20 protein-coding genes are annotated in these 24551 nt (G+C 47.4%); 14 read left to right on the plus strand and 6 right to left on the minus strand.

Annotation, left to right across the window (positions count from 1 at the left end; genetic code table 11):
- Nucleotides 1-286: 286 nt before the first annotated feature.
- The 4 genes from ACYVI9_RS09130 to ACYVI9_RS09145 all read left to right on the plus strand — a co-directional run bounded on the left by ACYVI9_RS09130 (nucleotide 287) and on the right by ACYVI9_RS09145 (nucleotide 3722).
- Nucleotides 287-1939: a peptidoglycan DD-metalloendopeptidase family protein gene (locus tag ACYVI9_RS09130; RefSeq protein ID WP_460763644.1), complete on the plus strand. Its 1653-nt coding sequence runs from the start codon at nucleotides 287-289 to the stop codon at nucleotides 1937-1939.
- A 104-nt stretch (nucleotides 1940-2043) separates the two neighbouring features.
- Complete coding sequence (bcp, locus tag ACYVI9_RS09135; RefSeq protein WP_460763647.1) at nucleotides 2044-2508, plus strand: thioredoxin-dependent thiol peroxidase; 465 nt, start codon at nucleotides 2044-2046, stop codon at nucleotides 2506-2508.
- The gene (locus ACYVI9_RS09140) at nucleotides 2505-2831 is read left to right on the plus strand and encodes a DUF4157 domain-containing protein (RefSeq protein WP_460763649.1); all 327 of its coding nucleotides are present in this window, start codon (nucleotides 2505-2507) and stop codon (nucleotides 2829-2831) included. Before bcp ends, ACYVI9_RS09140 begins: the two co-directional genes overlap by 4 nt.
- Nucleotides 2832-2924: 93 nt before the next feature.
- Nucleotides 2925-3722, plus strand: a complete 798-nt coding sequence (locus ACYVI9_RS09145; RefSeq protein ID WP_460763652.1) for a glycerophosphodiester phosphodiesterase family protein — start codon at nucleotides 2925-2927, stop codon at nucleotides 3720-3722.
- A 64-nt stretch (nucleotides 3723-3786) separates the two neighbouring features.
- Here ACYVI9_RS09145 and ACYVI9_RS09150 read toward each other — a convergent pair whose 3' ends face one another.
- Nucleotides 3787-4575, minus strand: coding sequence for a biotin--[acetyl-CoA-carboxylase] ligase (locus ACYVI9_RS09150; protein WP_460763655.1), 789 nt, complete (start codon nucleotides 4573-4575; stop codon nucleotides 3787-3789).
- A 170-nt stretch (nucleotides 4576-4745) separates the two neighbouring features.
- Between ACYVI9_RS09150 and rsfS the strand changes: the two genes are divergently transcribed.
- The 5 genes from rsfS (at nucleotide 4746) to ACYVI9_RS09175 (ending at nucleotide 9132) form a co-directional block, all read left to right on the plus strand.
- Nucleotides 4746-5147: a ribosome silencing factor gene (gene rsfS / locus ACYVI9_RS09155; protein ID WP_460763657.1), complete on the plus strand. Its 402-nt coding sequence runs from the start codon at nucleotides 4746-4748 to the stop codon at nucleotides 5145-5147.
- 63 nt (nucleotides 5148-5210) lie between these two features.
- Complete coding sequence (gene ftsH / locus ACYVI9_RS09160; RefSeq protein WP_460763660.1) at nucleotides 5211-7256, plus strand: ATP-dependent zinc metalloprotease FtsH; 2046 nt, start codon at nucleotides 5211-5213, stop codon at nucleotides 7254-7256.
- 14 nt (nucleotides 7257-7270) lie between these two features.
- Entirely contained in the window at nucleotides 7271-7912 is a 642-nt protein-coding gene (locus ACYVI9_RS09165; protein WP_460763663.1) for a LutC/YkgG family protein, read from the plus strand.
- Between the two features lie 35 nt (nucleotides 7913-7947).
- The gene (locus ACYVI9_RS09170) at nucleotides 7948-8373 is read left to right on the plus strand and encodes a gamma-glutamylcyclotransferase family protein (protein WP_460763666.1); all 426 of its coding nucleotides are present in this window, start codon (nucleotides 7948-7950) and stop codon (nucleotides 8371-8373) included.
- 51 nt (nucleotides 8374-8424) lie between these two features.
- Entirely contained in the window at nucleotides 8425-9132 is a 708-nt protein-coding gene (locus ACYVI9_RS09175) for a leucine-rich repeat domain-containing protein (RefSeq protein ID WP_460763669.1), read from the plus strand.
- A gap of 555 nt (nucleotides 9133-9687) precedes the next feature.
- Here ACYVI9_RS09175 and ACYVI9_RS09180 read toward each other — a convergent pair.
- From ACYVI9_RS09180 to ACYVI9_RS09195, 4 genes are all read right to left on the minus strand, one after another.
- On the minus strand, nucleotides 9688-11106 hold the full coding sequence (locus tag ACYVI9_RS09180) for a c-type cytochrome domain-containing protein (protein ID WP_460763672.1): 1419 nt from the start codon (nucleotides 11104-11106) through the stop codon (nucleotides 9688-9690).
- 9 nt (nucleotides 11107-11115) lie between these two features.
- Nucleotides 11116-11943 carry a sugar phosphate isomerase/epimerase family protein gene (locus tag ACYVI9_RS09185; RefSeq protein ID WP_460763675.1) on the minus strand — a complete coding sequence of 276 codons (828 nt, stop codon included), beginning with the start codon at nucleotides 11941-11943 and terminating at the stop codon, nucleotides 11116-11118.
- 325 nt (nucleotides 11944-12268) lie between these two features.
- The gene (locus tag ACYVI9_RS09190) at nucleotides 12269-13777 is read right to left on the minus strand and encodes a DUF1501 domain-containing protein (protein WP_460763678.1); all 1509 of its coding nucleotides are present in this window, start codon (nucleotides 13775-13777) and stop codon (nucleotides 12269-12271) included.
- 138 nt (nucleotides 13778-13915) lie between these two features.
- On the minus strand, nucleotides 13916-16612 hold the full coding sequence (locus ACYVI9_RS09195) for a DUF1553 domain-containing protein (protein ID WP_460763680.1): 2697 nt from the start codon (nucleotides 16610-16612) through the stop codon (nucleotides 13916-13918).
- A 597-nt stretch (nucleotides 16613-17209) separates the two neighbouring features.
- Between ACYVI9_RS09195 and ACYVI9_RS09200 the strand changes: the two genes are divergently transcribed.
- The 5 genes from ACYVI9_RS09200 (at nucleotide 17210) to ACYVI9_RS09220 (ending at nucleotide 23400) form a co-directional block, all read left to right on the plus strand.
- A complete protein-coding gene (locus ACYVI9_RS09200) occupies nucleotides 17210-18415 on the plus strand; it encodes a DNA polymerase III subunit (RefSeq protein ID WP_460763683.1) in 1206 nt (401 codons plus the stop codon).
- A 226-nt stretch (nucleotides 18416-18641) separates the two neighbouring features.
- Nucleotides 18642-19877, plus strand: coding sequence for a PSP1 domain-containing protein (locus ACYVI9_RS09205; protein WP_460763685.1), 1236 nt, complete (start codon nucleotides 18642-18644; stop codon nucleotides 19875-19877).
- A gap of 112 nt (nucleotides 19878-19989) precedes the next feature.
- Complete coding sequence (locus tag ACYVI9_RS09210) at nucleotides 19990-21456, plus strand: circularly permuted type 2 ATP-grasp protein (RefSeq protein ID WP_460763688.1); 1467 nt, start codon at nucleotides 19990-19992, stop codon at nucleotides 21454-21456.
- Between the two features lie 21 nt (nucleotides 21457-21477).
- Nucleotides 21478-22425 carry an alpha-E domain-containing protein gene (locus tag ACYVI9_RS09215; protein WP_460763691.1) on the plus strand — a complete coding sequence of 316 codons (948 nt, stop codon included), beginning with the start codon at nucleotides 21478-21480 and terminating at the stop codon, nucleotides 22423-22425.
- Nucleotides 22426-22446: 21 nt separating this feature from the next.
- A complete protein-coding gene (locus ACYVI9_RS09220; protein ID WP_460763693.1) occupies nucleotides 22447-23400 on the plus strand; it encodes a transglutaminase family protein in 954 nt (317 codons plus the stop codon).
- Between the two features lie 64 nt (nucleotides 23401-23464).
- Here ACYVI9_RS09220 and ACYVI9_RS09225 read toward each other — a convergent pair whose 3' ends face one another.
- Nucleotides 23465-24541, minus strand: a complete 1077-nt coding sequence (locus tag ACYVI9_RS09225; RefSeq protein ID WP_460763695.1) for an SDR family NAD(P)-dependent oxidoreductase — start codon at nucleotides 24539-24541, stop codon at nucleotides 23465-23467.
- Between the last annotated feature and the right edge of the window lie 10 nt (nucleotides 24542-24551).

Here is a 24551-nt window from a genome sequence, read left to right on the forward strand (position 1 = left end):
TTCCTTGCTGTTTTAAAAACAAATTGCGCAAAATTACGGGATTGAGCCCAAAAATCGGGAGAGAAATTCTGTCATCGGAGGTTTTTTTGAAAATTAATCCCACCCCTACTACTGCCGGGGGCGCCTGGGATGGCGATACAACCTTCGCGGCCATTTTAGCTTCCCTAAAACATGAACCGGCTCAAGGGACGAAAATTGCCGGTACCAGCATAAAAATTCGATTAATTACTTTTGAAGCATGTTCAAGCGCTATTTGTTTTTGTGGATTCTATCAGGAATGTGTTCTATGTCCGGAGCCCAGTTGTATCAGCCACCCGTTTATCCCCAGCATTATTTTCGGTGGTGTACCGAACTGAAGCCGGATATCGTAGCCAATATGGGAGAGCTACGCAACAATCACTGGCATATGGGTCTCGATGTGAGAACCAACCAGGTCGTGAATCAGCGGGTGGTGGCCGCCGCCGATGGTTATATTGCCTTTGTGGGTATTGAACCTTTGAGCTGGGGACGCTGGATCATTATCAACCACCCCAATGGCCTGTCGTCCCTCTACGGGCATCTGAATAATTTCAGACCGGACCTGGAAAAATATGTGACGGAGCAACAGTATAAGAATCAGTCCTGGGAAACCCATCTCGACATACCGGCCGGCCGGTTCCCGGTAAAAAAGGGAGATTTTATTTCCTATAGCGGCACAACGGGGGGCTCCGGTGGCCCGCACGTGCATTTTGAAGTCATTGATACCCATACAGGTATCCGGCTCAATCCCTCACTGTTTGGCATTCCGATTGCCGATGACCGTCCGCCCACCCTGGTACAACTGGCGATGTACGACCGGGGTAATTCGGTATTCGATCAGTCACCTAAAATGTTCCGTTTGAGTAAGCATCAGGAGGGCTACAGCGTTTCCGGCGGCCGGATCCGTACGAATTTTGACCGGCTCAGTTTTGCCATCCAGGCTTACGATACCAGAAATGGCACGACCAATCAGGATGGCATTTACAGCGCCCGCCTGTTTGTGGATGACCGGGAACTGAGTAGTTTTTACATCGACAGCGTATCCTATTCCGATACCCGTTATATGAATGCGCAGATTGACTACAGGGCCCATAGCATCAGCGGAAGTTGGCTGCAGCATACCACCGCCCTGCCCGGCGATCGCAGCGGTGTTTATCATGATCTGGGCGAGAAAGCGCTTATCAGACTGGAAGACACCCTGGTACATGAAGTGCGCATTGAAGTCCGGGATACCCGCGGCAACCTTTCGGTAATCCGTTTTGACCTGCAACAGGACGGCAGCCAACCGCCGGTAGCCAGAAACTATGACTGGATACCCAACCGTCCCAATAAACTATTCAGGGAAGCTTTTGAAGCCTACCTGCCCGTCAATGCCCTATACGACCGGATGAACACCGGTTATGCCGCTAAGGCTTCAGTGGCCCTGAATGCCGTCTCTGCCAAACATCAGCTCGGAGCTGCTTCGATTCCGGTACATGCCAATTTTGAAGTCCGTATTAAACCCGACCGGCCGATCAGCGCCTCCGACCGGGATAAAATCCTGATTAAAAGAACGGTCAAAAATACTTCGGTCAGGAAAGCAGAATGGCGGGGTGACTGGCTGACTGCCCAGTTCCGCGATTTTGGAAGTTTTGAAGCGGTTATAGACAATGTACCGCCCGTCATACCTTCACTGGGTAGCGGTTCCGTCGTCGATCTCAGCAAGTCCCGCAGGATCAGCCTCACACCCAAAGACAATTATGGCATTGCTTCTTTCCGGGCCGAACTGGATGGTAAATGGTTGCGGTTTACCAATGACAAAGGCCGGACCTGGGTTTACTATTTTGACGACCGGGTCAGTTCAGGAAAGCATACCCTCACTGTAACGGTAACGGATATTGCGGGCAATATTGCCCGGAAAAGCTGGACATTCATCCGGTAGGCCTGATGGAGGATTCATGAACAGATAATTTGCTTGTTTTTAATTTTAAAGTATTTTAGCAACTTAACCCGGGCTGCCGCGACCGGACCCGATTAAGATTCTTTATGGCAACACATCTCGAAGTTGGAAAAAAAGCGCCCGGATTTACCGGCATCGACCAGCAAGGCAATAAAATATCCTTACCTGATTTTCTGGGCCGGAAAGTCGCCCTGTATTTTTATCCCCAGGACGATACACCTACCTGCACCGTGCAGGCCTGCAATCTGCGGGATAATTACAGTCTGCTGAAAAAAAATAACATTGCGGTTATCGGTATCAGTCCCGATGAGTTGTATGAGCATGAGGCCTTTGCCAAAAAGTTCCACCTGCCTTTTCCCCTGCTGGCTGATCCCAAACACAAGATTCTGGATAAGTACGGCGTATGGGGACCGAAGCAGATGTTCGGCAACCAGTTTATGGGCGTGCACCGGACGACTTTTCTCATTGATGAAAAGGGGTATATCGAGAAGATCTTCCTGCGGCCAAAAAACAAGCAGCATGCCCAGGAAATTATCGATTCCATTCAATGAGCTATTATTCCATAAAGGAAAAAGCGTTGATTGCCCGACTGGCGGCTTTCAAGCTGAAGAGTGAACAGGTAGCGATTGTCATAGGCCATAGTATTTATTTGCACGGCGTAACCCGGCAGCAGTTTTTACAGAATCAGCGCTGGCTGCGGCATGAACTCAAGCATGTTGAGCAGTATGAACGATTGGGGCTTATCCGTTTTATAGTTACCTATCTTTGGCAGACCCTCAAGGTCGGTTATTATCGCTGCGGGCTGGAATGTGAAGCCCGGGCCGCTGAAACCGATGCGTCATTGCCGGAAAAGTTTCAGTTGCGGCCCGACTGAATGCCCGATTGACAGAAATTCGGCCGACCGCAGCACTAAACTGGGCCGCCGTATCCCGAAACAAACAATAATTAGAATCATAAAAACTTATCCATGAACAGGAAACTCCTTATCGCCGTTGCTATTGTCACATTGATGGCAGGCTGCGCCGCTCAAAAAGCGGGCACCCATTCCAAAAGACCGATTCATTTTCCCAATAAAGTCATTGCCCACCGGGGCGCATGGAAAAATACCGGGGCTCCGGAAAATTCTATCGCTTCCCTGAAAGACGCGATTGCCCTGGGCTGCGGTGGATCGGAGTTTGATATTCACATGACCAGCGACGAAGTGCTGGTGGTGAATCACAATAATGATTTTCTGGGCCTGCCCATCGAAAAACATACCTATCAGGAACTTCTGCAGAAGAAATTGCCGAACGGAGAATCCATTCCCACATTGGAATCCTACCTGAAAACCGGATATGCCCAGGACCAAACCATCATGGTAGCGGAAATCAAAACCTCCGTCGTTAGCAAGGAACGTTCGCTGCAACTGGCAGAAAAAGTCGTGGCGCTGGTTAAAGAACTCAAGGGGCAGTCCAAAACGGTCTACATCGCATTTGATTATGATGTCTGTAAAAAAGTCAAAGCCCTCGATCCGCTGGCATCGGTACAATACCTGAACGGAGATATCCGCCCGGATCAACTGAAACCGGAAGGATTGGATCTGGATTACAATCAGAAGGTATTTGAAAAAAATCCGACCTGGATCAAAGAGGCCAAAGCAATCGGTGTCGTCACCAATGCCTGGACGGTAAATGACCCCAAAGCCATGGATGCACTGCTCGCAGACGGAGTGGATTTCCTTACGACGAACGAGCCTGAACTGCTCCTGAAAAAACTTAAAAAGTAGTCCGGCACACTGGTTAAATACGAAACTTACCGACCGTCCGGCATTCAGGCCGGGCGGTTCTGTTTTAAGCCAGCCAGCTCACCGTCCCAAAGTCCAGCAGCAGCCTCCGGTCGGTAAAGACTTCCAGTTGCCCGGTAGCGAGAACCCCTATAACCCTTGCCTCAAAAATCCGGTCATCCTGCTGCAAAAGCACATTTTGGTCCTTTTTATACAGCCGCTGATGGTACGCATTCAGCAGGTCTTCTTCGGATTGTGGTAGGGCAACAGTTTCCAGGATACCGTCCCGCAGTTCGCGGGCCAGCTGCAGGCAGTCATAATGCCGGCCGGTTAGCTGTCTGAGCGAAATCGCCTTTTCGGCGATGGAGGCATCAAATCTTGTCTGGTTGATATTGAGGCCCGTACCCGCCACTGCCCATTTCCAGTTGTTTCCGGAAATGATGTTTTCTATCAAAATGCCCCCCGCCTTTCTGTCCTGAAAATACAGGTCATTGGGCCATTTGATACAGATTTGGCCGGTGGCATATTTTTCCAGAAACCGACTGACTGCCAGTGCGACACGAACCACCAGCAGGAATTGACGGTCCAGTGAAAAGGACCGGGCGTCGATAATGGTACTTAAATGAATGTTTTCCCCTGCTTTGGACAACCAGCTACGACCCCGCTGACCCTTGCCTGCCCATTGTTCATGGGCAAATATTCCCGTTCCGGCGGCCTGACCTTCCGTCAGTTTACCCTGTCGCAGCAGTTGAAGGGCATAGTTATTGGTGCTGTCTGTTTGTGCGAGTTCAATAAGGGGCGGAAATGAGGACCCGTCGGGCAAAGCGGCGCAATTATCTACGGGTTGTTGTGTCAATAATCATTATTTTTGAACAAAGTAAGAAAGATTAAGTTGTATGATAGGATAAATTTGTTGCATCCGGCAATTTTCAGGCCTCAAATTGTAAGCCGGTCGCCATATCAGGCTGCTCTATTGCTCACTCAAACGCTTAATAATCAATTCATTCTTTAAAAAAGTATCTTCTATTGGAACCTTTAGCTTCGCTAACAAAACGAAAAGCCGCAGGCGGAAGACGGCTCACTAAAAATTCAAAAATCTTTAAGACGATCATATCAGCAATTGCTGAAAAAAAGGGGGAAAAAACGATTTCCCTGGATTTAAGAAAGATTCCTGAGGCGGTTTCTGATTTTTTTATCATCTGTGAAGCCGATAATCAGCCGCAGGTCAAGGCAATAGCGGATCATGTCGAGCAGCAGGTAAAGGAAAATTGCGGGGAAAACGTTTATCATAAGGAAGGAATGGAGCAGCTGCAATGGGTACTGGTGGATTTTGTGAACGTGGTGGTTCATATTATGCAACCCGAGACCCGGCGTTTTTATCATCTGGAAGAAATGTGGAGTGATGCCGTGCTGCAACACCACGATTAACTTTAAACAATATATATAAACAATTGGAAGGTTTTTACCTTATATATCTATCAAAACGAAAAAATGGCGAAGCAGGAAAAAAGAACGAATCCGTTTTCAACGAACAATAAAGTCAACAATGGCAGTGAGCCAAAAAAGCCTAGGTTCGGTGGTTATTGGGCCTTTATCATCATTTTGGCCATCATGCTGGCTTTTCAGTTCCTGAATCCGCTGGGAGGTTCCCGTACCGCCATCAGCATCGGACAATACCAGGAAATGATTTTGCAGGGAGATGTCCAGAAATCGGTCATTGTCAACAATAAGGACCTGGTAAGGGTCTGGGTAAAACCTTCCAGTCTGAAAAAATACCTGCCAGATAACGGCAGTAGTTTTGCTACCAAACCCTCAGAAGAAGGTCCCCAGTTTTATTTTGAAGTCACCAGCGGCGACAAGTTTGTGGAGCAGATGGATGCTTTTTACAAAAACCATCCCGATACCACACCAGTTACCTCACAGGTAACCAATGATAACGAACTTTTCAGCAAGACCATTAGTCTTTTGCTGCCTTTTATCCTGATTATCGGCGTCTGGATCCTTCTGATGCGTAAAATGAGCGGTGGTGCCGGTGGCGGCGCCGGACCTGGTGGCATTTTCAGCATTGGCAAATCGAAAGCCACCCTTTTTGACAAGGGTACCCGGGTAAATATCACATTTGCGGATGTGGCGGGCCTGGACGAAGCCAAGGTAGAAGTAATGGAAATTGTTGATTTTCTTAGAAATCCGAAAAAATATACCAGTCTGGGAGGGAAAATACCCAAGGGAGCCCTGCTGGTGGGACCTCCGGGTACAGGTAAGACCCTGCTGGCCAAAGCCATGGCGGGAGAAGCCCAGGTGCCTTTTTTTAGCCTGAGCGGTTCTGATTTTGTAGAAATGTTTGTAGGGGTGGGTGCCAGCCGTGTGCGGGACCTGTTCAAACAGGCCAGGGAGAAAGCTCCCTGTGTGATATTTATTGATGAAATTGACGCTATCGGCCGGGCCAGGGGCAAGAACGCCATGATGAGCAATGATGAAAGGGAGAGTACCCTGAACCAGATGCTGGTGGAAATGGACGGCTTTGGAACCGATTCGGGTATTATCGTACTGGCGGCCACCAACCGTCCTGACGTGCTGGATTCCGCCCTGCTTCGGCCGGGTAGATTTGACCGTCAGATTACCATTGACAAACCGGATCTGGCAGGCCGTGAAGCGATTTTTAAAGTGCACCTCAAAGAAATCAAGACTTCCCAGAACCTGGATATCCACAAGCTGGCTGAACAGACGCCGGGGTTTGCGGGTGCCGACATCGCCAATGTCTGTAACGAGGCCGCATTGATCGCTGCCCGTAAAAGCAAGACCGGCGTTGATATGGAAGATTTTCAGGATGCGGTAGACCGGGTTATCGGCGGACTGGAGAAAAAGAACAAGATCATTTCTCCGGATGAGAAAAAAATTATCGCCTATCATGAAGCAGGTCATGCCATCTGTGGCTGGTTCCTGGAACATGCCTATCCGCTGTTGAAAGTAACCATTGTACCAAGGGGTACAGCGGCATTGGGTTATGCCCAGTATACACCCAAGGAACAGTATCTCTATAATACCGACCAGTTGATGGACCAGATGTGTATGACACTGGGGGGACGGGCCAGTGAAGAGATTTTCTTTGGCAAAATCTCCACCGGTGCCCAGAATGACCTGCAGCAGATCACCCGTACCGCCTATAGTATGGTCACTATTTACGGGATGAATGAGAAAGTGGGCAATGTAAGTTTTTACGATCCCCAACAGGAAACCTCATTTACCAAACCCTACAGTGAGGAGACTTCCAAACTGATCGACGAGGAAGTAAGGGCGCTGATCGATACCTGTTATGACCGGACCAAATCCTTGCTTTCAGACAAAAAGGAACAGGTACAGAAACTCGCCGAGGCCCTGCTGGAACGTGAAGTGCTGTTTCAGGCGGATGTGGCGGCACTGATTGGTCCCCGGCCATTTGAAGAAAAGAAACTACTGGAAGAGGACGGCAAACCCATCGGAGAAATTTCTGCCGGCGTTCCGCCTTATGACAGTGAGATTGCCGAACAGGCCTTATAAGAATCGCGGAAGGGATGATCAATAGAAAAGATGCCGTATTAAAGAAGATCCGGGAAGCGCTGGTCCAACCCACTCCCTTACCCTTTCCCAAAAGTGAAGGACAGTCACCGGTTTATACCCCGCCGGACCAGGAGCTGGAAGTGGAGTTTGCGGAGCAGTTTACCAGCTTGCAGGGGAAATTTGCCTTTTGCCTGAACCAACGGGACCTGATTCGACAGGTATACGCACTGGTAATATCACGCAAATGGTCTTCGATTTACTGTATTGATGAACCCCTCGGAGGAATACTTTCCGAAAGCCTGACCCTTACCAATGCTACAGAAGAACTGGCCGGTTGTGATGTGGCCATTACAGGCTGTGAGTACCTGGTTGCCCGAACCGGCAGTATTGTGATGAGTGCCGCTGAAGCCAGCGGCCGCAATACCAGTGTTTACGCACCGGTACATATCTGCATTGCCTATACCAGCCAGCTGGTCTATGATATCCGGGATGCACTGGAGGGGATGCGGGAACGATACGATAAAAAGCTGCCTTCACTGATTACATTTGCCACCGGTCCCAGCCGTACGGCTGATATCGAAAAAACCCTGGTGGTAGGGGTTCACGGGCCCCGGGAAGTTTATGTTTTTCTGGTGAATGATTTGAATGATGAATAACGTAACTTGCCGGTATCGAAAATACAACAACCTATATGCAACCCCCTGTACCTTTTATCTTTGTTTACGGCTCCCTGTTGAGCGGATTCCGGAGTCCGGCATATGAATATATCTATAAATACTTCCATCTGCGCGGAGAAGGTCAAGTAACCGGGACCATTTATGATATGGGAAGCTTTCCCGTCGGTGTCCCTGCGGATACAGGTCACAGGATCAAAGGGGAACTCTATGAAATCCGCAACCCCAGGGAACTGTCCTATGCACTGGCACAACTCGATGATTATGAAGGGCTGTATCCGGATGAGGAAGAAGAGGTTCTCTATACCCGGGAACTGACAGATGTTACGCTCGCAGACGGAAGCACCATACAGTCATGGATTTACTGGTACGCCAAGGGTGTGACAGATCAGCCGATTCTGGACACTGATAACTTACTGGATTACAAGAACAGGGAACAATAACCCTGATCTTTTTCCGGCGCTCAACCAATCGGCTATAATAATTATACCAAAATGAAACTGTTTTTAAATCTATTATTTATCGTTTGCTTTCAAGTTGGTTTTTCTCAGGAACTGAAATTCGAGTATCCGAATTTGGAGAAAGCAATTTTAAAAAAGTACCCGGAAATTGATCTAAATAGCAACGGTAAAATCGAAAAGCGAGAAGCGAATAAGGTTGAGAAATTGAACCTTACAGAATCGCAGTTGATTGCGATTTCGGACATTAAGTATTTTAAGAATTTGCGCTTTCTTTCAGTGCTGGACAACTTTATAGAAGAGATTGTGCTGGATGATCTGCCCAAGCTACAAGTACTTTATTGTACTAAAAATAAGCTGACCAAACTGAAAATTTCAAATATGCCGAAATTGGAAGAAATGGCCTGCGCGGGAAATCAGCTGTCAACAATTGAAATGGTCAATTGTCCTAATCTGAAAATGCTGGTTCTGAGAGACAACAGAATAAACAGCCTGGATCTCCATAACTTTAAAAAGCTGAAGCATCTTGCTGTAGATGATAACCAATTGAGCAGCCTGGATATCTCAGGAAATCCGGCACTAACCCAGTTTTTCATTAACGGAAATAAAATAGATCAGATTGATATCACCAGGAATCAAAAGCTAATGATGGAAATTCTGTATATGGATGACCATGTAAAAATTATTGGCACTCCTGAACAGATGAAAAAGTATAAAAAGGCACCGGTGGTTATCGGAATCTAACAAGAGACTGGAATAACTAGGAGCTGAATAGGAGTTGATATTCTGCTGCCACTATTCACCAGTTATTATTCCGTTCGCAATTATTCTGCATCAGTCTTTAAAAATATCCAACAGTTGGTTTCGTAGTAATAGACTTACGCCTATCAGTCCCGCACGTTTTCCTAGTGTGGAGAACTTAAATGCCGTATCGGTATTTACAAGATTTAGAGAATTTATTCCCATTTATCCACCGAATTATTAGCCCAAACCGATCGGAGTATTAGCCGGGAAGAAGGCAAAAGTATAAGACTGGATACGGACAATGGCAGCCTGATCTGCAGTTATTCTTCGGTGCGATACCGAAAGGATTTTTATGAAATGAATAAGCAAATCGAAGACGCCAGGCAGGTTGTTAAAGCATCATCCAAAATCAAAAAAATGAAGCTCGCACAAGTGGAGAATAAAAAAACATTATTCAATACAGTCTCGAAAACACGAATGGAGATGGTGTAAGAAGTTGCAATACTCAACTATTTGCCAAGTCTGAAACCCAACCCATCAGCTTGGCTGGATAGTTCACTTCCCCTCTGTAACCGCATCTGTGACGCGCGTGGTATCGCTTTCAAAAGTAGGTACCCGATAACCACCGGTATCTATTACCGCTTGGGGGAATAGTTTTTTTAACTGCACAAACTCCGGCTGTGTAAATGGTGTTTGGTAAAGATATATTTGACGGAGGTTTTTAAGGCCGGCAAGTTGCTGCAGCCCTTTTAAAGAAACTTTAGTGCCCGAAACATTAAGGTATTGTAATGCCGTAAGCGTTTTTAATTTTCCGACGCCACTATCGCCGATGTCGTTTCCGTCCACATACAATCTGGTGAGGTTTTTAAGTTTCGAAATATTTTCCAGTTGGGTATCATTTATATTTGCGTCGCTCAGCTTTAGCCAAATCAGTTGCTCTTTCAGGTTTTCCAGTATTTCAATATCTTTTGGTCCCACTGTATCTACGGCTACAAAATTGGCAGATAGGTAATGGTTGTCCCTGGCAACGGGGACTATGGCCACGCCCCTATCCCGCAAAGCCTTAATATCTTCCGGGCGGGCTGCGTCAGTTGCGGTGGCGGGTACATTAGAAATACCGGTTTTTGTTTCGCTGGCTCTTTCACCTGATTGCAGCCAGGCTAATACCGGTCTAATATTATCGGTTACATTAGTCTCCTTTACTTTTTTATTAAAGTCCGCTCCTGCACCCACCCACCAATGCAACAGGGCTGCTTCCTGTTTAGTGAGCTGTGGTTTTTCCTTAGGCGGCATATGGTCCTCATCGTGTACAGGCAGTGCGATTCTCTGAAGCAAGTCGCTATGTTCTGTTTGGCCCGGCACAATAACTTTTCCTTCTTTACCTCCTTTTAGAATAAAATCAGGGGCATCCAGTCTCAGTTTTCCTTTCTGTTTATTCGGACCGTGGCAACTATAGCATTTTGCTGAAAGGATCGGCTTAATAATCTCGTTGTATACTGCCGCCTCCTGCACATTGGCAATAGGTTTAAACGTTGTTTTGGCGGAGGTTTCACTATTAAACGGCGCGGTAAGATAATCGGAACCATGTGTAATAGAACCACCCAGGTGACCCGTAAGGGTAATAAGTAGTACCAGTAAGCCCATCACCCAGCGCATATAAAGATGACTTTGCCTATGCATGAGATAAGCAACTATCGCAACCCCCGCAGTAGCGATGCCTGACCATTGATGCCTGCTGATAAGACCGGGGTCATAATCATCATTTTTAGAAAGCAGAAATCCGCTAATCACTGCAGCGAGAGCGCCAAGCATTCCACAAAGAAGCGCAATATTAATTAGCGTATACTGGGAGTTTCTTATGTCGTTTTTAGCGAATACATAAAATAACGCCACCAATAATAAAATGCCAATGGGCAAATGCACAAGCACCGGGTGTAATCGTCCGATAAATTCGCTAAAGTTTAGTAATACCACAACAATATTTTACGAATATCTTTTTCTTAATAATTGCATCATATAAGTGTTCACTTCCCACAAATCTGCAAGCGGCATTTTGGTGTAAGGCATAGTGGGTAAATAATCTGGCGGACCAAATTCCGTAAGAAATGTAACGGTTTCTCCTTTTTTCTTTTTGCGGGCTACCACCACATCCCACCATTTTAGATGCTGCTCCACGATTTTTGCCCATTCGGGGGCACGTGGGTCGTTTACCTGCGGACCCTCGGGGTGGCCGATGCGTGCATGAATATGCTCCACACGTTCCAGTGCCAGGTTTACAGTTTCCTGCTGATCGCCCAGCATACTTTCATGCACACAACACCAGTGTGAAATGTCTAAGGTGAGTTTTAAGGACGGGTGCCTCCTGAGGTACTCCTTAGTTACAGGGCCTGCGTATAACATGCGCCCCCTGTGGGTTTCATGGCAAATCAACAGGTCGGTTTCTTTTGCAAGTTTCTCTGTGTAGTCAATAAATTTTCCATTTTCTTCAATAGTAAAATAATCCTTGCCGGAATGGCTGTTAATATACAATGGCCGTTGAATGGTTTGCTTTGCCGCGGCATCAATCATTTTTTTGTAAAAATCCAAATGCGCTGAAGGATTACCTTGCCCGCCACCGCATAAAAATCCCAGTTCCAGTCCATGTTTTTTGACCGCTGCAAACATTTCGTCCTGCTTGCTTTTGTCCAGAGGCCACCACAGCTCTACCCCATCATAACTGGATTGTTTTGCTTTTGCGCAAAATTGATCCATAGTGCCGGTAAAGCCCCAGTTCGTAGCCATTATTTTTAATCCTGCGGTTTTATTGTTCATGGTATATGCTGTTTTGCGCGTTGAAGCCAGTGTATCTAAAGGCGATAAAAATAAGGCAGCCGAACCGACTGCTGTGGTAGTAATAAATTTCCTCCTGTTATGCATTCTACTAGTATATGTTTAATGATGCATCGCCCTCCTATGCTGCCCTGCCCCGGGGACGATCACGCGGGCGGGTAAATCTTCCTTGCCGGGCCCTCCTGAATGAATGGTTTGGGGAGAATTCTTTTTATCATCGCGATCAAATACCAGCTGGCCCTGTGACCTTTTATGTAGACAATCGGAATATCCTGTACTGATGCCACCTCAATTCTCCCCGCTGCATTTACGCCAAAATCTCCTGAATTACCTTGCCGCCCACATCGGTAAGCCTGAATGGCCTTCCTTGAAATTCAAAAGTAAATTCCTCATGATCAAAACCCAATTGGTTTAGAATCGTAGCCTGTATATCAAATGCTTCTGTTTTACCCTCCACAATACTGTAGCCGATCTCATCTGTCTGGCCGTAACTCGTACCGCCTTTGATGCCGCCGCCGGCCATCCACATAGTAAAGGCATCACCGTGGTGATCCCTGCCCTTATAGGCCATGGTTTTTCCGTCGCGGTTTTCCTGCATGGGTGTTCTTCCGAATTCTGCGCCCCAGATTACAAGGGTTTCGTCCAGTAAGCCGCGTTGTTTTAAATCCTTTATTAAAGCAGTGATCGGCTTGTCCACCTGCCGGCATTTATTTACCATTCCGATGTCCACCGCATTACCGGCAGAGTCGCCATGAGAGTCCCAGCCCCAATCAAATAATTGCACAAACCGTACGCCTTTTTCTACCAGCTTCCTGGCTAATAAGACATTGTTGGCAAAGGCGGTTTTGCCGGGTTGTGTCCCGTACATTTCATGAATATATTCCGGCTCCTTGCTAATGTCCATTACTTCTGGAACAGATATTTGCATTTTGTAAGCCATTTCGTATTGAGAGATACGGCTTAATATTTCCGGGTCGTTGTATTCTTTATATTCTTCCTGATTTACTTTATTAATAGCGTTAATGGAAGCTTTGCGTAAATCACGGTCGATACCCTCGGGGTCTTTTATAAACAGCACAGGGTCGCCAGCACTCCGGCACTGCACTCCCTGGTATACACTTGGTAAAAAGCCGCTTCCCCATACGCTTTTACCTGCATCGGGGTTGTTGCCCCCCGATGTGAGCACCACAAAGCCGGGAAGGTTTTTATTCTCCGTACCCAGCCCATAAGTAACCCAGGAGCCAACACTTGGTCTTCCGCTTCGTGCGGAACCTGTATGCATCAGCAGTTGCGCAGGGGCGTGGTTGAATTGATCGGTGGTGACTGAATTGATAAATGCCAGATCATCCACTACGGAGGAAAGATGCGGTAAATTATCTGAGAGCCAAAGGCCACTTTGACCATGCTGCCGGAATTTGGCTTGGGGTCCCAGCATTTTAGGTACGCCGCGGATGAATGCAAATTTTTTGCCTTCCAATAATGAGGGCGGGCAGTCCTGACCATCTAATTTTGCCAGTTCCGGCTTAAAGTTAAAAAGCTCCAGTTGAGAGGGTGCTCCGGCCATGTGAATATAAATTACGGCCCTGGCCTTGCCGGGAAACATCGGAGATTTGGGCGCCAGTGGATTCACGGGGTCAAAAAGATTCGCCGAACCTGCGCTTTTTTTGCTTCCACAACTGCCCAATAAGGAACCAAAAGCCAAGGCGCCGAGGCCCATGGCACTTTCTTTAATAAAATGCCTGCGGGTCTGTTGCTGCATCTGCGCCTTTAAAGCTTCCTGCAGTAATCTGGCATTGAATAAATTTTGTTTTGCCATTTATTATTTTTTAAAGTCCATCACCAATTGCAATCTTTGTTGCCAATTTGCAACCGGCATAAGGAAGTGCGCCTGCCTGACCGACAGAGAACCGGGACCCCACTGATGCTTATCATGATTCATCCGTCTAAAAAAACATTAACTTTTATTCAGCCATTCATCCAGGTTCAACATTGCATTTGCGACCACCACCATTGCCGCTGTTTGCGCATTTGTGTGCGCAGTATCTTCGCCCAATATCTCCGATACACTATTTTTATCCGCAGTATACTTCTTGAACGCCTGATTGTATAAACCTACGAGTGCATTCAGCTTGTTGGACGAAATTGGTTTATACATCATCGCTTCATAGCCTTTTTGTATTTGTGCCCTTGCATCATTGCCCGCCAGGTCTTTCATGTGATGGGCAAAACTTCTGGCCATCACTAAAAACGCCGAGTCGTTTAAGGTAGTGAGCGCTTGAAGCGGCGTATTGGTGCGTATTCTGCGGGCTACGCAGGAGGCTCTGTCGGCGGCATCAAAATTAATCATGGAGGGGTAGGCCGCGGTGCGTTTCCAGAAAGTATACACGGCACGTCGATTTTGATCTTCCCCTTCACTAAGTTTCCATCTGGTAGCACTATAAGGGGAATTCCAAATCCCCTCCGGCTGAAAAGGCATTACGCTTTTTCCATACATTTTACGACTCAACAAATTACTTACCGCCAGCGACTGATCCCTTATTTGTTCGGCCGAAAGTCTTACTCGCGGCCCCCGGGCATATAATTTATTATGCGGGTCTTTGGCCAGCAAGTCCTTGCTTATTTCCGATTTTTGACGGTAGGTGGCGGACATTACCATTTCCTTCAGTAATTTTTTGATGCTCCAATTATTTTCATTCACCAATTTCCAGGAAAGATAATCAAGCAATTTTCGATGCGTGGGCGGTACCCCCTGCGTACCCAGGTCATCAAGCGTTTCTGCAATGCCATTTCCAAATAACTGTTCCCACAAGCGGTTTACCAGGGTGCGGGAGGTTAAAGGATTTTTTTTATCGGTAAGCCACATGGCAAGTCCCAGCCTGTTTTTGGGTGAATTGGCCGGCATGGGGTTTAGTACATGGGGCACATCCGGCTTCACTGCCTCGCCTTTAGAAAGCCAGCTGCCTCTTTCAAATATATTCGTAGTGCGGAAAAGATCAGCAGGGTTTTCTATTAGAATTGGGGTGCGTGTAACATTGTTGGAAGCGATCAATTCATTATAATGTTTATAAGCAGAATCGTAACCCGGTTTACCTTCCCCCGGAAACGGCGGCTTGAAATAAAACCAGCTAAACATGGCGCCGTTTTCTTCTGAACTTTTTAAAGAAGGATTGTGATAGGTAAACCACACATCGTGCGTGCCGGATTGCTGCGCCAAATCAATGGTAGCGACCTGCCAGCCCTGCGTGGGCTTTAATGAAACGGTTGCAAACACCGGCCCCAGGACGGAATCCAGATGCAAACGCCAGATGCCGCCGTCTGTAGGGGTGGTGTAGCGGAACATGAGCTGTGTTTTTCCGTTCAGGTTCACTTTTTTTATGCGGGCACTCCCATTATTGCGTAGCGAAAGCCATTTGGTATCGGCAAGCGCACTATTGACGAACTCATCTGATACCACTGCATTAATTACAGGCTGGCCGGTTTTAATAAAACGAATCGTTTCACTATATGCTGCCGGAGATACAGATTTCTGTAGCCATCCTTTGAGGTTTTCAAATACAAGACTGTCTTTATCTTTATATTCTCTTAACAAAGGGAATTCCTCAAAACTGTCTTCATCCCGCGTATTATTAAAAAATGCCATAAACTTATAGTATTCCTCATGCTTAAAAGGATCGTAAGGATGGCTATGGCATTGTACGCAGGCAAACGTAGTACCCATCAATGCTTCCCAAGTAGTATTGACCCTGTCCACTACGGCGGATATGCGGTATTCTTCGTTATCTGTACCGCCCTCATCATTGGTTAAAGTGTTGCGATGAAAAGCAGTGGCAATATATTGCGCATTGGTGGGATTTGGTAAAAGATCCCCGGCCAGTTGTTCGATCAAAAAATCATTATAAGGCTTATCTGTATTAAAAGCATTTATCAGCCAATCCCGGTAGCGCCATATAGACCGGTATTCATCTTTTTCATATCCTTTAGTATCCGCATAGCGGGCGAGGTCCAGCCAAAGGGAGGCCCATCTTTCTCCATAAGCCGGGGAGCTTAAAAGGTCTTCTACCAGATTTTCATACGCCTTTTTTGACGGGTCATTCAAGAATTTTTTCGCCATCGCATCGCTAGCCGGCAACCCGGTGAGGTCCAGGCTTACACGCCTTAGCAGCGTGGGTTTATCCGCTTCTAATGAGGGTTCCAGGTTTTCCTCGTCTAACTTCTGAAAAATAAATTTATCTATATCATTTTTTATCCAGTCGTCCTCTACATCAGGCGGATTTTGTGGTTGTACAGATATATAGGCCCAATGCTTGCCCCATTCTGCCCCCTGCTTTATCCAGTTGCGCAGGGTTTTGATTTCTTGCTTGGAAAGGGGTTCATGCTTATAAGGCATACGTTCTTCCGGATCGGTAACGGTAATCCTGCGCATAAATTCGCTTTCATCAGGTTTGCCCGGAACGATGGCGGGCTTACCGCTTTCGGTATTTGCCAAAGCCTCTTCTCTAAACAATACACTGAAACCGCCACTTTGCTTTACGCCGCCGTGGCAGGCAATACATTTTTTATTTAAAATGGGCTTTACCTCGGTATTAAAATCGATCTTATGATGTGGGAAAAGCAAAAAGGAACTGCCTGCTACTAAAAAAATAGCAACCACTATCAAAAGTATTTTTGACCGGAGGAAAATCATACGGCGGAACTTAGTTCAAATATAAGAATATTCCAGGGGGCGTAGCAGGAGTCATTTTCACTGAATAGGATTTCAGAAGTAGTATTATGTAAGGATATTGCATCGATGATTATAGGGGAGGTTTCATGCGGATGTGTTTTTTTATATTTCTATATATAAATACAGAATATTGAAGACCGAAAGTATATTTTGTAGTGGACGGACCGCTGGTACATATGACAAAAAAGTTATAAGTGTGGCAGGGGCTGTGTTTGAATTTATTGATGTATTCTTTCTGCCGGCCAACAGTCCGTACTGGGGCCTGTCTGCGCCTGGTTATCACCGAAAAGGGGAAAAGCCGTAAACCAGCTATTGGTAAAGGGCAGCAGAGACACCATGTAGAAAGTCTTAAGCTACACAAAAAAGGGGTGAAATACAGGCGGAGAAACAGCCCTCTGAAACAATTGTCTGCTTTGCTGCAGCAGGAATTTGCCCTGACGAAAGCACACCCGCATGGAAAAATATTCAGGGCCTGGACCGCCATCAAGTTTCAAAATTAGCGCGATATAACCGTATTTTGCATCCATGCAGTTTAAAGATGTTATCGGACAGGAGCCATTAAGCAGGGAGCTGACCAGCCTGACACAGGACAACCGGTTGGCGCATGCCCTCCTGTTTCTGGGTAAGGAAGGCGGAGGTGCGCTGCCGCTGGCTATGGCATTCGCCCAGTATATCGTCTGCAATCCCCAGGCCGCTGCTGTACAGGCCGGCCCATCTCTTTTTGGTGATGAACCCGCGCCGGAAACGGCGCCACAACAAGATAAAACTGATGCCTGCGGGGTCTGCCCCGCCTGTCAGAAGGCCGCAGCCATGGCCCATCCGGACATCCATTTCAGCTACCCGGTGGTGACCAAAAAGCCGGGAACACCGCCCCTTAGTACAGATTATATTGCCGAATGGCGGGAATTTATCGGTAGTTATCCATACGGGAATGTATACGACTGGCTGCAATTTATCGGCGCCGAAAACAAACAGGGCAATATCACCGCCAATGAGTGCAATGATATTATCCGCAAGCTGAACCTGAAAAGCTTTGAAGGAGGCTATAAAGTACTGTTGATGTGGTTGCCCGAGTACCTGGGGACTGAGGGAAATAAGTTGCTGAAACTAATTGAAGAGCCACCGGAAAAAACGGTGTTTCTGCTGGTAGCAGAAAATGACAACCTGATCCTGCCCACCATACTGAGCCGCTGCCAGCTGATCAAAGTACCCCAACCGGCAGACGAAGACATCCGCGAGGCTTTAATCAGCCGTCATCATACCGACCCCGATACGGCCGCCAGAACGGCAGCCATCAGCGAGGGTAATTATCGGGAAGCCCTGCAGATGGTCCAGCATGCCGGTGAGGATTGGCAACATTTGCTGCGGGACTGGCTGAACAGCATGCTGAAAGGCGGACCGCTGGCCCAGGGAAAATGGGTGGATGAAATGGCCCAATTGGGGCGGGAAGGCCAAAAGCAGTTTTTACGGTATTTTGATCACCTGCTGCAGTTGTCGCTAAAATTGCGGATACTGCCCGAACTGTCGGCACAATATCCTGAGAAGGAAGCTGATTTTGCCTTGCGCCTGAACAAATTTGCCGATATCGCCCAGCAGGAGGCGATTATTGAAGAGCTCAGTAGAGCGACTTATTATATTGAAAGGAATGCCAATGGGAAAATGCTGTTTATGGCACTTACCATTAAATTAAGTCATATCATTAAGGACAAAGTCGTATTTTTGAATGAATGAGGTGTTGTGTGGTTTTGGGGATGAATGAGATTTTTTAAGCGGAGCAGTACTGGAGGCGGTTTTTTAAGAATTTAAGTATACCGTTCGGCCCGGATCATTTGATAGGGTCGTTTATAATAAACTGAAAATCAGTTTTTTGATGCAAATTCCGGGCGACAGGATCTGGACGTCCCGGTCGAATACTATAATTCCTGCCTGTAGTTTTTCCGGATTTAAGTGATAATACATGGGTTGTACAAGTTGTGGTACGGCTACTGGCGGTAAGCCGAACGGTTGCAAAAGCAATGGGGGCTGCTCCACAGGGGGCTGTAACCGGATGAATACATATGACTGGCTGCGCAATTTGCCGCTTTCTGACAGCGATAGCTATTGCAATGTGGTAGAAGTCAGTTTCAATAAAGGGACACGCAAGGATTTTTTCAGAAACAGCACGGTACATTATTTTGAGAAGGGCGACCTGGTCACCGTAGAAGGGGTCAGTGGCTTTGATGTGGGCGAGATTTCCCTGACGGGTGAAATCGTCCGGCTTCAAATGAAAAAATACGGCGTTAAAGAGACCAGCTCTGATATCAAGAAAGTCCTGCGTGTAGCGACAGACAGGGATCTAGAGCAAAAAGATATCAATAAGAAAAGAGAACCGGAGGCAGTCATCCGCAGCCGGGCTATTGCCCGCCAGCTGAAGCTGAACATGAAGATCAGCCAGGTGGAGATGCAGGCCGACGGCAGAAAAGCGACCTTTTATTATATCGCCGATGGACGGGTGGATTTCAGGGAACTGATTAAAGTCTATGCCTCCGAATTCAAGGTTAAAGTAGAAATGCGCCAGATCGGTGCCCGTCAGGAAGCCGGTAAAGTAGGGGGCATTGGCAGTTGTGGCCGGGAACTCTGCTGTTCTACCTGGCTGACTGATTTTAAATCCGTCAATACGTCCATCGCCCGTTACCAGAACCTGTCCATCAATCAGACCAAACTAAGTGGTCAGTGCGGACGCCTGAAATGCTGTCTGAACTATGAGCTGGATACTTACCTGGATGCGCTTCAGGGATTCCCCAATGACTGTGATCAGCTTCGGGTAGGCAAGGGCAATGCCTATCTGGTAAAAAAAGACATTTTCAAGAACCTGATGTGGTACTCGCTGCCCGACAGCAATAAACAGTATCCGGTGACCATCGAACGTGTGGTAAAGATTCGTGCACTGAACCGTCAGAATATTGTACCTGATGAACTGGAAGCCGTGGAAGTGGTTTCTGACAAACCCCGGGAAGTGGAACCCGAATTTGTAGATGTGGTAGGACAGACCTCCCTGCGCAGTCTGGAAAAAGCCAGCAGAAGGCGCAAACAACAGAAACGAAACGGACCGCCTTTGGGGGGGCAACAGGCCAATTCCGGTAATCCACCCAAGAAATCCCAACAGCATCGGTCCCGCCGGCCGCCCAATAAAAAAGAGAAAGGTTCGCTCTAAAAAAGAAAACTTCCTGTATATTTAAGCAACAAGCAGTAAAGTGCATTGCTGCCGGATTTATACCGGCGGTCACTTGCTTTTTTCAGATTATTGAGCCAAACTTATCTCAACTATGTCAATACCGGATATACTCACCTCCTATACCACGAAAGCTGATATTTGGGACGAACTCATGGGTGCTGAAGGTATTCGACCGGGCTATGACAAATTTGTCAATACCCTCCAGGGATGCTCCATCGAAGAGCTCAATCACAAGGATGACCTGGCGAAAAAGCTCTTTATGGCCCAGGGGATCACATTCACAGTATACAGTGACAGTCAGGGCGTGGAAAAAATTTTCCCTTTTGATATTATTCCCCGCATTATTGAAGCCAGGGAATGGGAATTGATCGACCGGGGCGTAAAACAAAGACTGCGGGCGTTAAATGTGTTTTTAAAAGACGTTTACCATCAGCAGTTTATTATCAGGGATGGCATTATTCCTGCACAATTGATCTATTCCTGTCCCTTGTTTTTGCGGGAAATGGTTCGGGTCAATGTGCCTTTTGATATTTATTCGCATATTGCGGGGATCGACCTGATCCGGGATTATGACGGCAGCTATTATGTGCTGGAAGATAATTTGAGGACACCTTCGGGTGTATCCTATATGCTTGAAAACCGGAGTATTACTTTTCGGATCTTTCCGGATATTATACCTGAGAATAATGTGCGACCAGTCATCGAGTACCCCGCATTATTGTTGAAAAACCTGCTGGGACTGGCCAATCGCCAGAACAGCAATCCCACCGTAGTACTGCTAACCCCCGGTGTCTACAACTCCGCCTATTTCGAGCATACGGCACTCGCCAGGCTGATGGGCATTGAACTGGTGGAAGGCCGGGACCTGGTAGTTGACAACCACCATGTTTACATGAAAACTACCAGCGGACTGCAGAAAGTAGATGTGATTTATCGCCGGGTGGATGATGATTTTATTGATCCGCTGACCTTTAAACCGGGTTCGGTGCTGGGAATTCCAGGTATTTACTGGGCCTACAGGAAGGGGAATCTCGCCATTGTCAATGCGATGGGCAATGGGGTGGCAGATGACAAGGCGGTGTATTCCTATGTTCCGGAAATGATTCGCTACTATCTGAATGAGGAGCCGATCCTGAAGAATGTACCGACTTACGAAATGAATATCCCGGAGAATCGTTCCATGGTCTTTGCCAATATGGACCGGATGGTGATTAAGAAAACCAATGAGTCGGGCGGGTATGGGATGCTGATGGGCAATAAGGCCACTGAAGAAGAGATGGAAACCTACAAGCAGCTGATCCTGGCAGATCCCCGTAGTTTTATTGCCCAACCCATCATCAACCTTTCATCCGCTCCCTGTTATATTGACGGTAAGGTGCAGCCCCGAAGGGTGGACCTGCGACCTTTTGCCCTCTACGGTCCCGAAGGAATCAGTCTGGTGCCCGGCGGCTTGACGCGGGTGGCACTGAATGAAGGGTCCCTGGTAGTTAATTCCTCTCAGGGAGGCGGCAGTAAGGATACCTGGGTGCTGGGAGCGGATGGAAGGGATGCAGATTAGTTTAAATTAAAACAAGTTATTATGTTGAGCCGTGTTGCTGAATCGGTATTCTGGTTGGCCCGGTATATGGAAAGAACGGACGGGATGCTGCGGGTGCTGCGTACCAGTTATATTGCTTCGCAGGACGAGATGCGCTCTTTCGACTGGAGCTCGGTATTGCAAACCTATGGCGAGCAGCTGCCGGCAGCCGAAGCTTCCCGGATGCGCAATAATTCCCGCGCAGTGCTGGAATACCTGGTACTGAATCCGGGGAATCCGGCCTCGCTGATCAATAATATCACCAGGGCCAGGGAAAATGCCAAAGCCGTGCAGGATCATATTACCAAAGAGACCTGGCATACCCTGAACGGGTACTACCTGCTCATCCGGGAAGCCTATATTCACGAGATGTTCCGGGTGGGGGATCCGATTACCGCGCTGGACGCCCTGATCAAGCACGGCCTGTTTCTGTATGGTACCATAGATATTACGATGACGCGCGGAGAAGCCTATAATTTTTTGAATATCGGCCGTTATGTCGAGCGGGCGGTGATTACCACTGATATAACCGATATTAAACTAAGGGAGATCAATTATCAGCTGGATAATCGGGAGGAGACACCGCCCAACCTGCGCTACCTGCTTTATTCGCTTTCGGGCTATGAAGCCTATCTCAGGAAAGCAAGGGGCGTTGAACTGGCTGACCTGGTCATGAAACAGATACTTTATGATCAGGACTTTGCGCATTCAGTGTTGTATTGCATGAACCGGATCAGCCGCTATTTTAAAAGGCTGGCCCAGCAAAGCATCCCCGAGAGTTATGAACAGGAAGATTTTCTGATTGGAAGATCACTCAATGATTTGAAATACAGCAATCCTGACCTGAACGATGGTCCAGGTATCCGGAACTTGCTGATTGGTATCCGTGCCAATCTGCTTAGTATTTCACAGGGGTTTAACCGTTATTATTTTGGCCATAACGCATCCTGAGCGGAAAAGAAAAAAATGATTATGCCTTTATTTAAGATTAAACATACCACCCGATACCGATACAGCAGTCCTGCTGTGGATTGTGCCAATCAGATCATGCTCTATCCTATACAGGACAACCGGCAGTCAGTTAAAACGCATCATCTCACCATCAGCGCTGCGCCACAGGTAGAAACCTTTATAGATTATTTTGGCAATAAGCTGGGCATGTTTTCCCTACTTGCGCCGCACCGGGAACTGGTCATTGTTTCCGATGCGGAAGTGGTGACTACTGAATTGCCATTACCGGAGGACCTGCAGGACGCAGCCAAACAGTGGACGCAGTTGTCGGAAAGCTGCCGTCAGGTGCCCTATATCGACTTTTTGCAGCTGGAGGATTTTGACAGTTTCGAAGAACTGAAGGCGCTGATCGATACCATCTACGATGTCCATCAAACGCCCTTTGCCAATGCCCGGTTATTTTCGTCTTATGTCTATAAGCATTTTGAATACAAAAAAGGGATTACCAGCGTGGAAACCGACGTCAATGAAATCTGGAAACTGAAAGCTGGTGTTTGCCAGGATTTTGCACATTTTTTATTGCTGATGCTGCGCCGGACAGGAATTCCGGCACGTTATGTCAGTGGTTATATCTGTCCCCGCAGCAAGGAACTGCGTGGTGAGGGTGCCACCCATGCCTGGGTAGAAGCTTATGTACCGGATTACGGCTGGCTGGGACTGGATCCCACCAATAACTGCATTGCCGGAGACCGGCATATCCGCCTGGCAGTTGGTCGAAATTTTTCAGACGTTACCCCGGTAAAAGGTACCTATAAAGGTTCGTCGGATCATGTACTGGAAGTCTCGGTGTCGATAGATGACCGCGAGGTAATACCAACAGTGGCTGACCAGGGCATTACGACTCAGGAAGCGGTGGACCAGCCTTCCCGAAATTCCTACCGCCGCTATATGGAACAGGTGCAGCAACAACAATAGCCATCAATTTTCAACCATACGGATTTCAAAGAATTGATATTGTCCCCCTGCGCAATTAAAATTCTTATTCGGTCGGGCCTTCATATGCTGATTGATACCGGTTACAGGCCTCATGTATGCTTGCTTCCAGGGGTCTGAATTCAAAGCCGGGCAGGGTTTTTAATATTTTGGTATTGTCGAAGCGGGTATGACTCTGTGCGACTTTGGCAGATTCGCGGGTCAGCAGGGGCGCTTTGCCATTGAAGAAGGATTTGAATTTTTCCATTCGCCAGGCGATGGCAGACAGCAGCGGGCCCGCCTCCCTGCCAGGTCTTTTTTTACCAAAAGCGTCTGCCATGGTATCAAAAATTTTTCGAAAGGGCCAGTTGTCATTACAGACGATAAAGCGTTCCTCGGTGATGTCAGTTTGCATCAGGACGACCGTTGCCCGGGCAAGATCGCTGACATCGGCAAAGCCGTTAACACCTGTGGTATACCATTTAAATTCTTTGTAGGCATTGCGAAAAAGGCCGCAGCTGCCTTTATTCCAATCGCCATAGCCCAATACAGTCGCCGGATTCAGGATGAAGCCATTGAGCCCTTCCGAGAATCCCCGCCAGACTTCCAGTTCCGCTTTATGTTTGCTGATCGCGTAGTGGGTATGTGCCTGATTGTCCTCCCATTTTGCGTTCTCGTCCACGATACCGTTTTGAAGCTTTCTACCAATAGCAGCAACCGAACTGATATAGATGATGCGGCGCAGGCCGGTTTCGAGGGCGATATTGACGACATTACGGGTACCTTCTACATTGATTTGGTACATCCGGTGTCGATCTTTTTTACGAAAAGAAACGATCGCGGCGCAGTGAATAACGGTGTCGATGCCCTGCATGGCGTCTTCAAGTGACCCGACATCCAGGATATCTCCCTCCACCCATTCCAGGTCCTGCCATTTTTCTGATGTGATAAAAGCCGGCAGACTGGCGGTTTTTCTTTTGAGTGCCCGCACTTTAAAACCCTGTTGTAACAGTTCCTCAATGATATAGGCGCCGATAAAACCGGTACCACCTGTGACCAATATCGTAGCCTGAGGGTCGATAATTGTTGATTTTTTGGCGAAAATAGGTGAAATATCAGGAAATAGCCGGAAGGATACCTGCACCAGGTCGATG

Source organism: Niabella terrae (assembly GCF_054783135.1).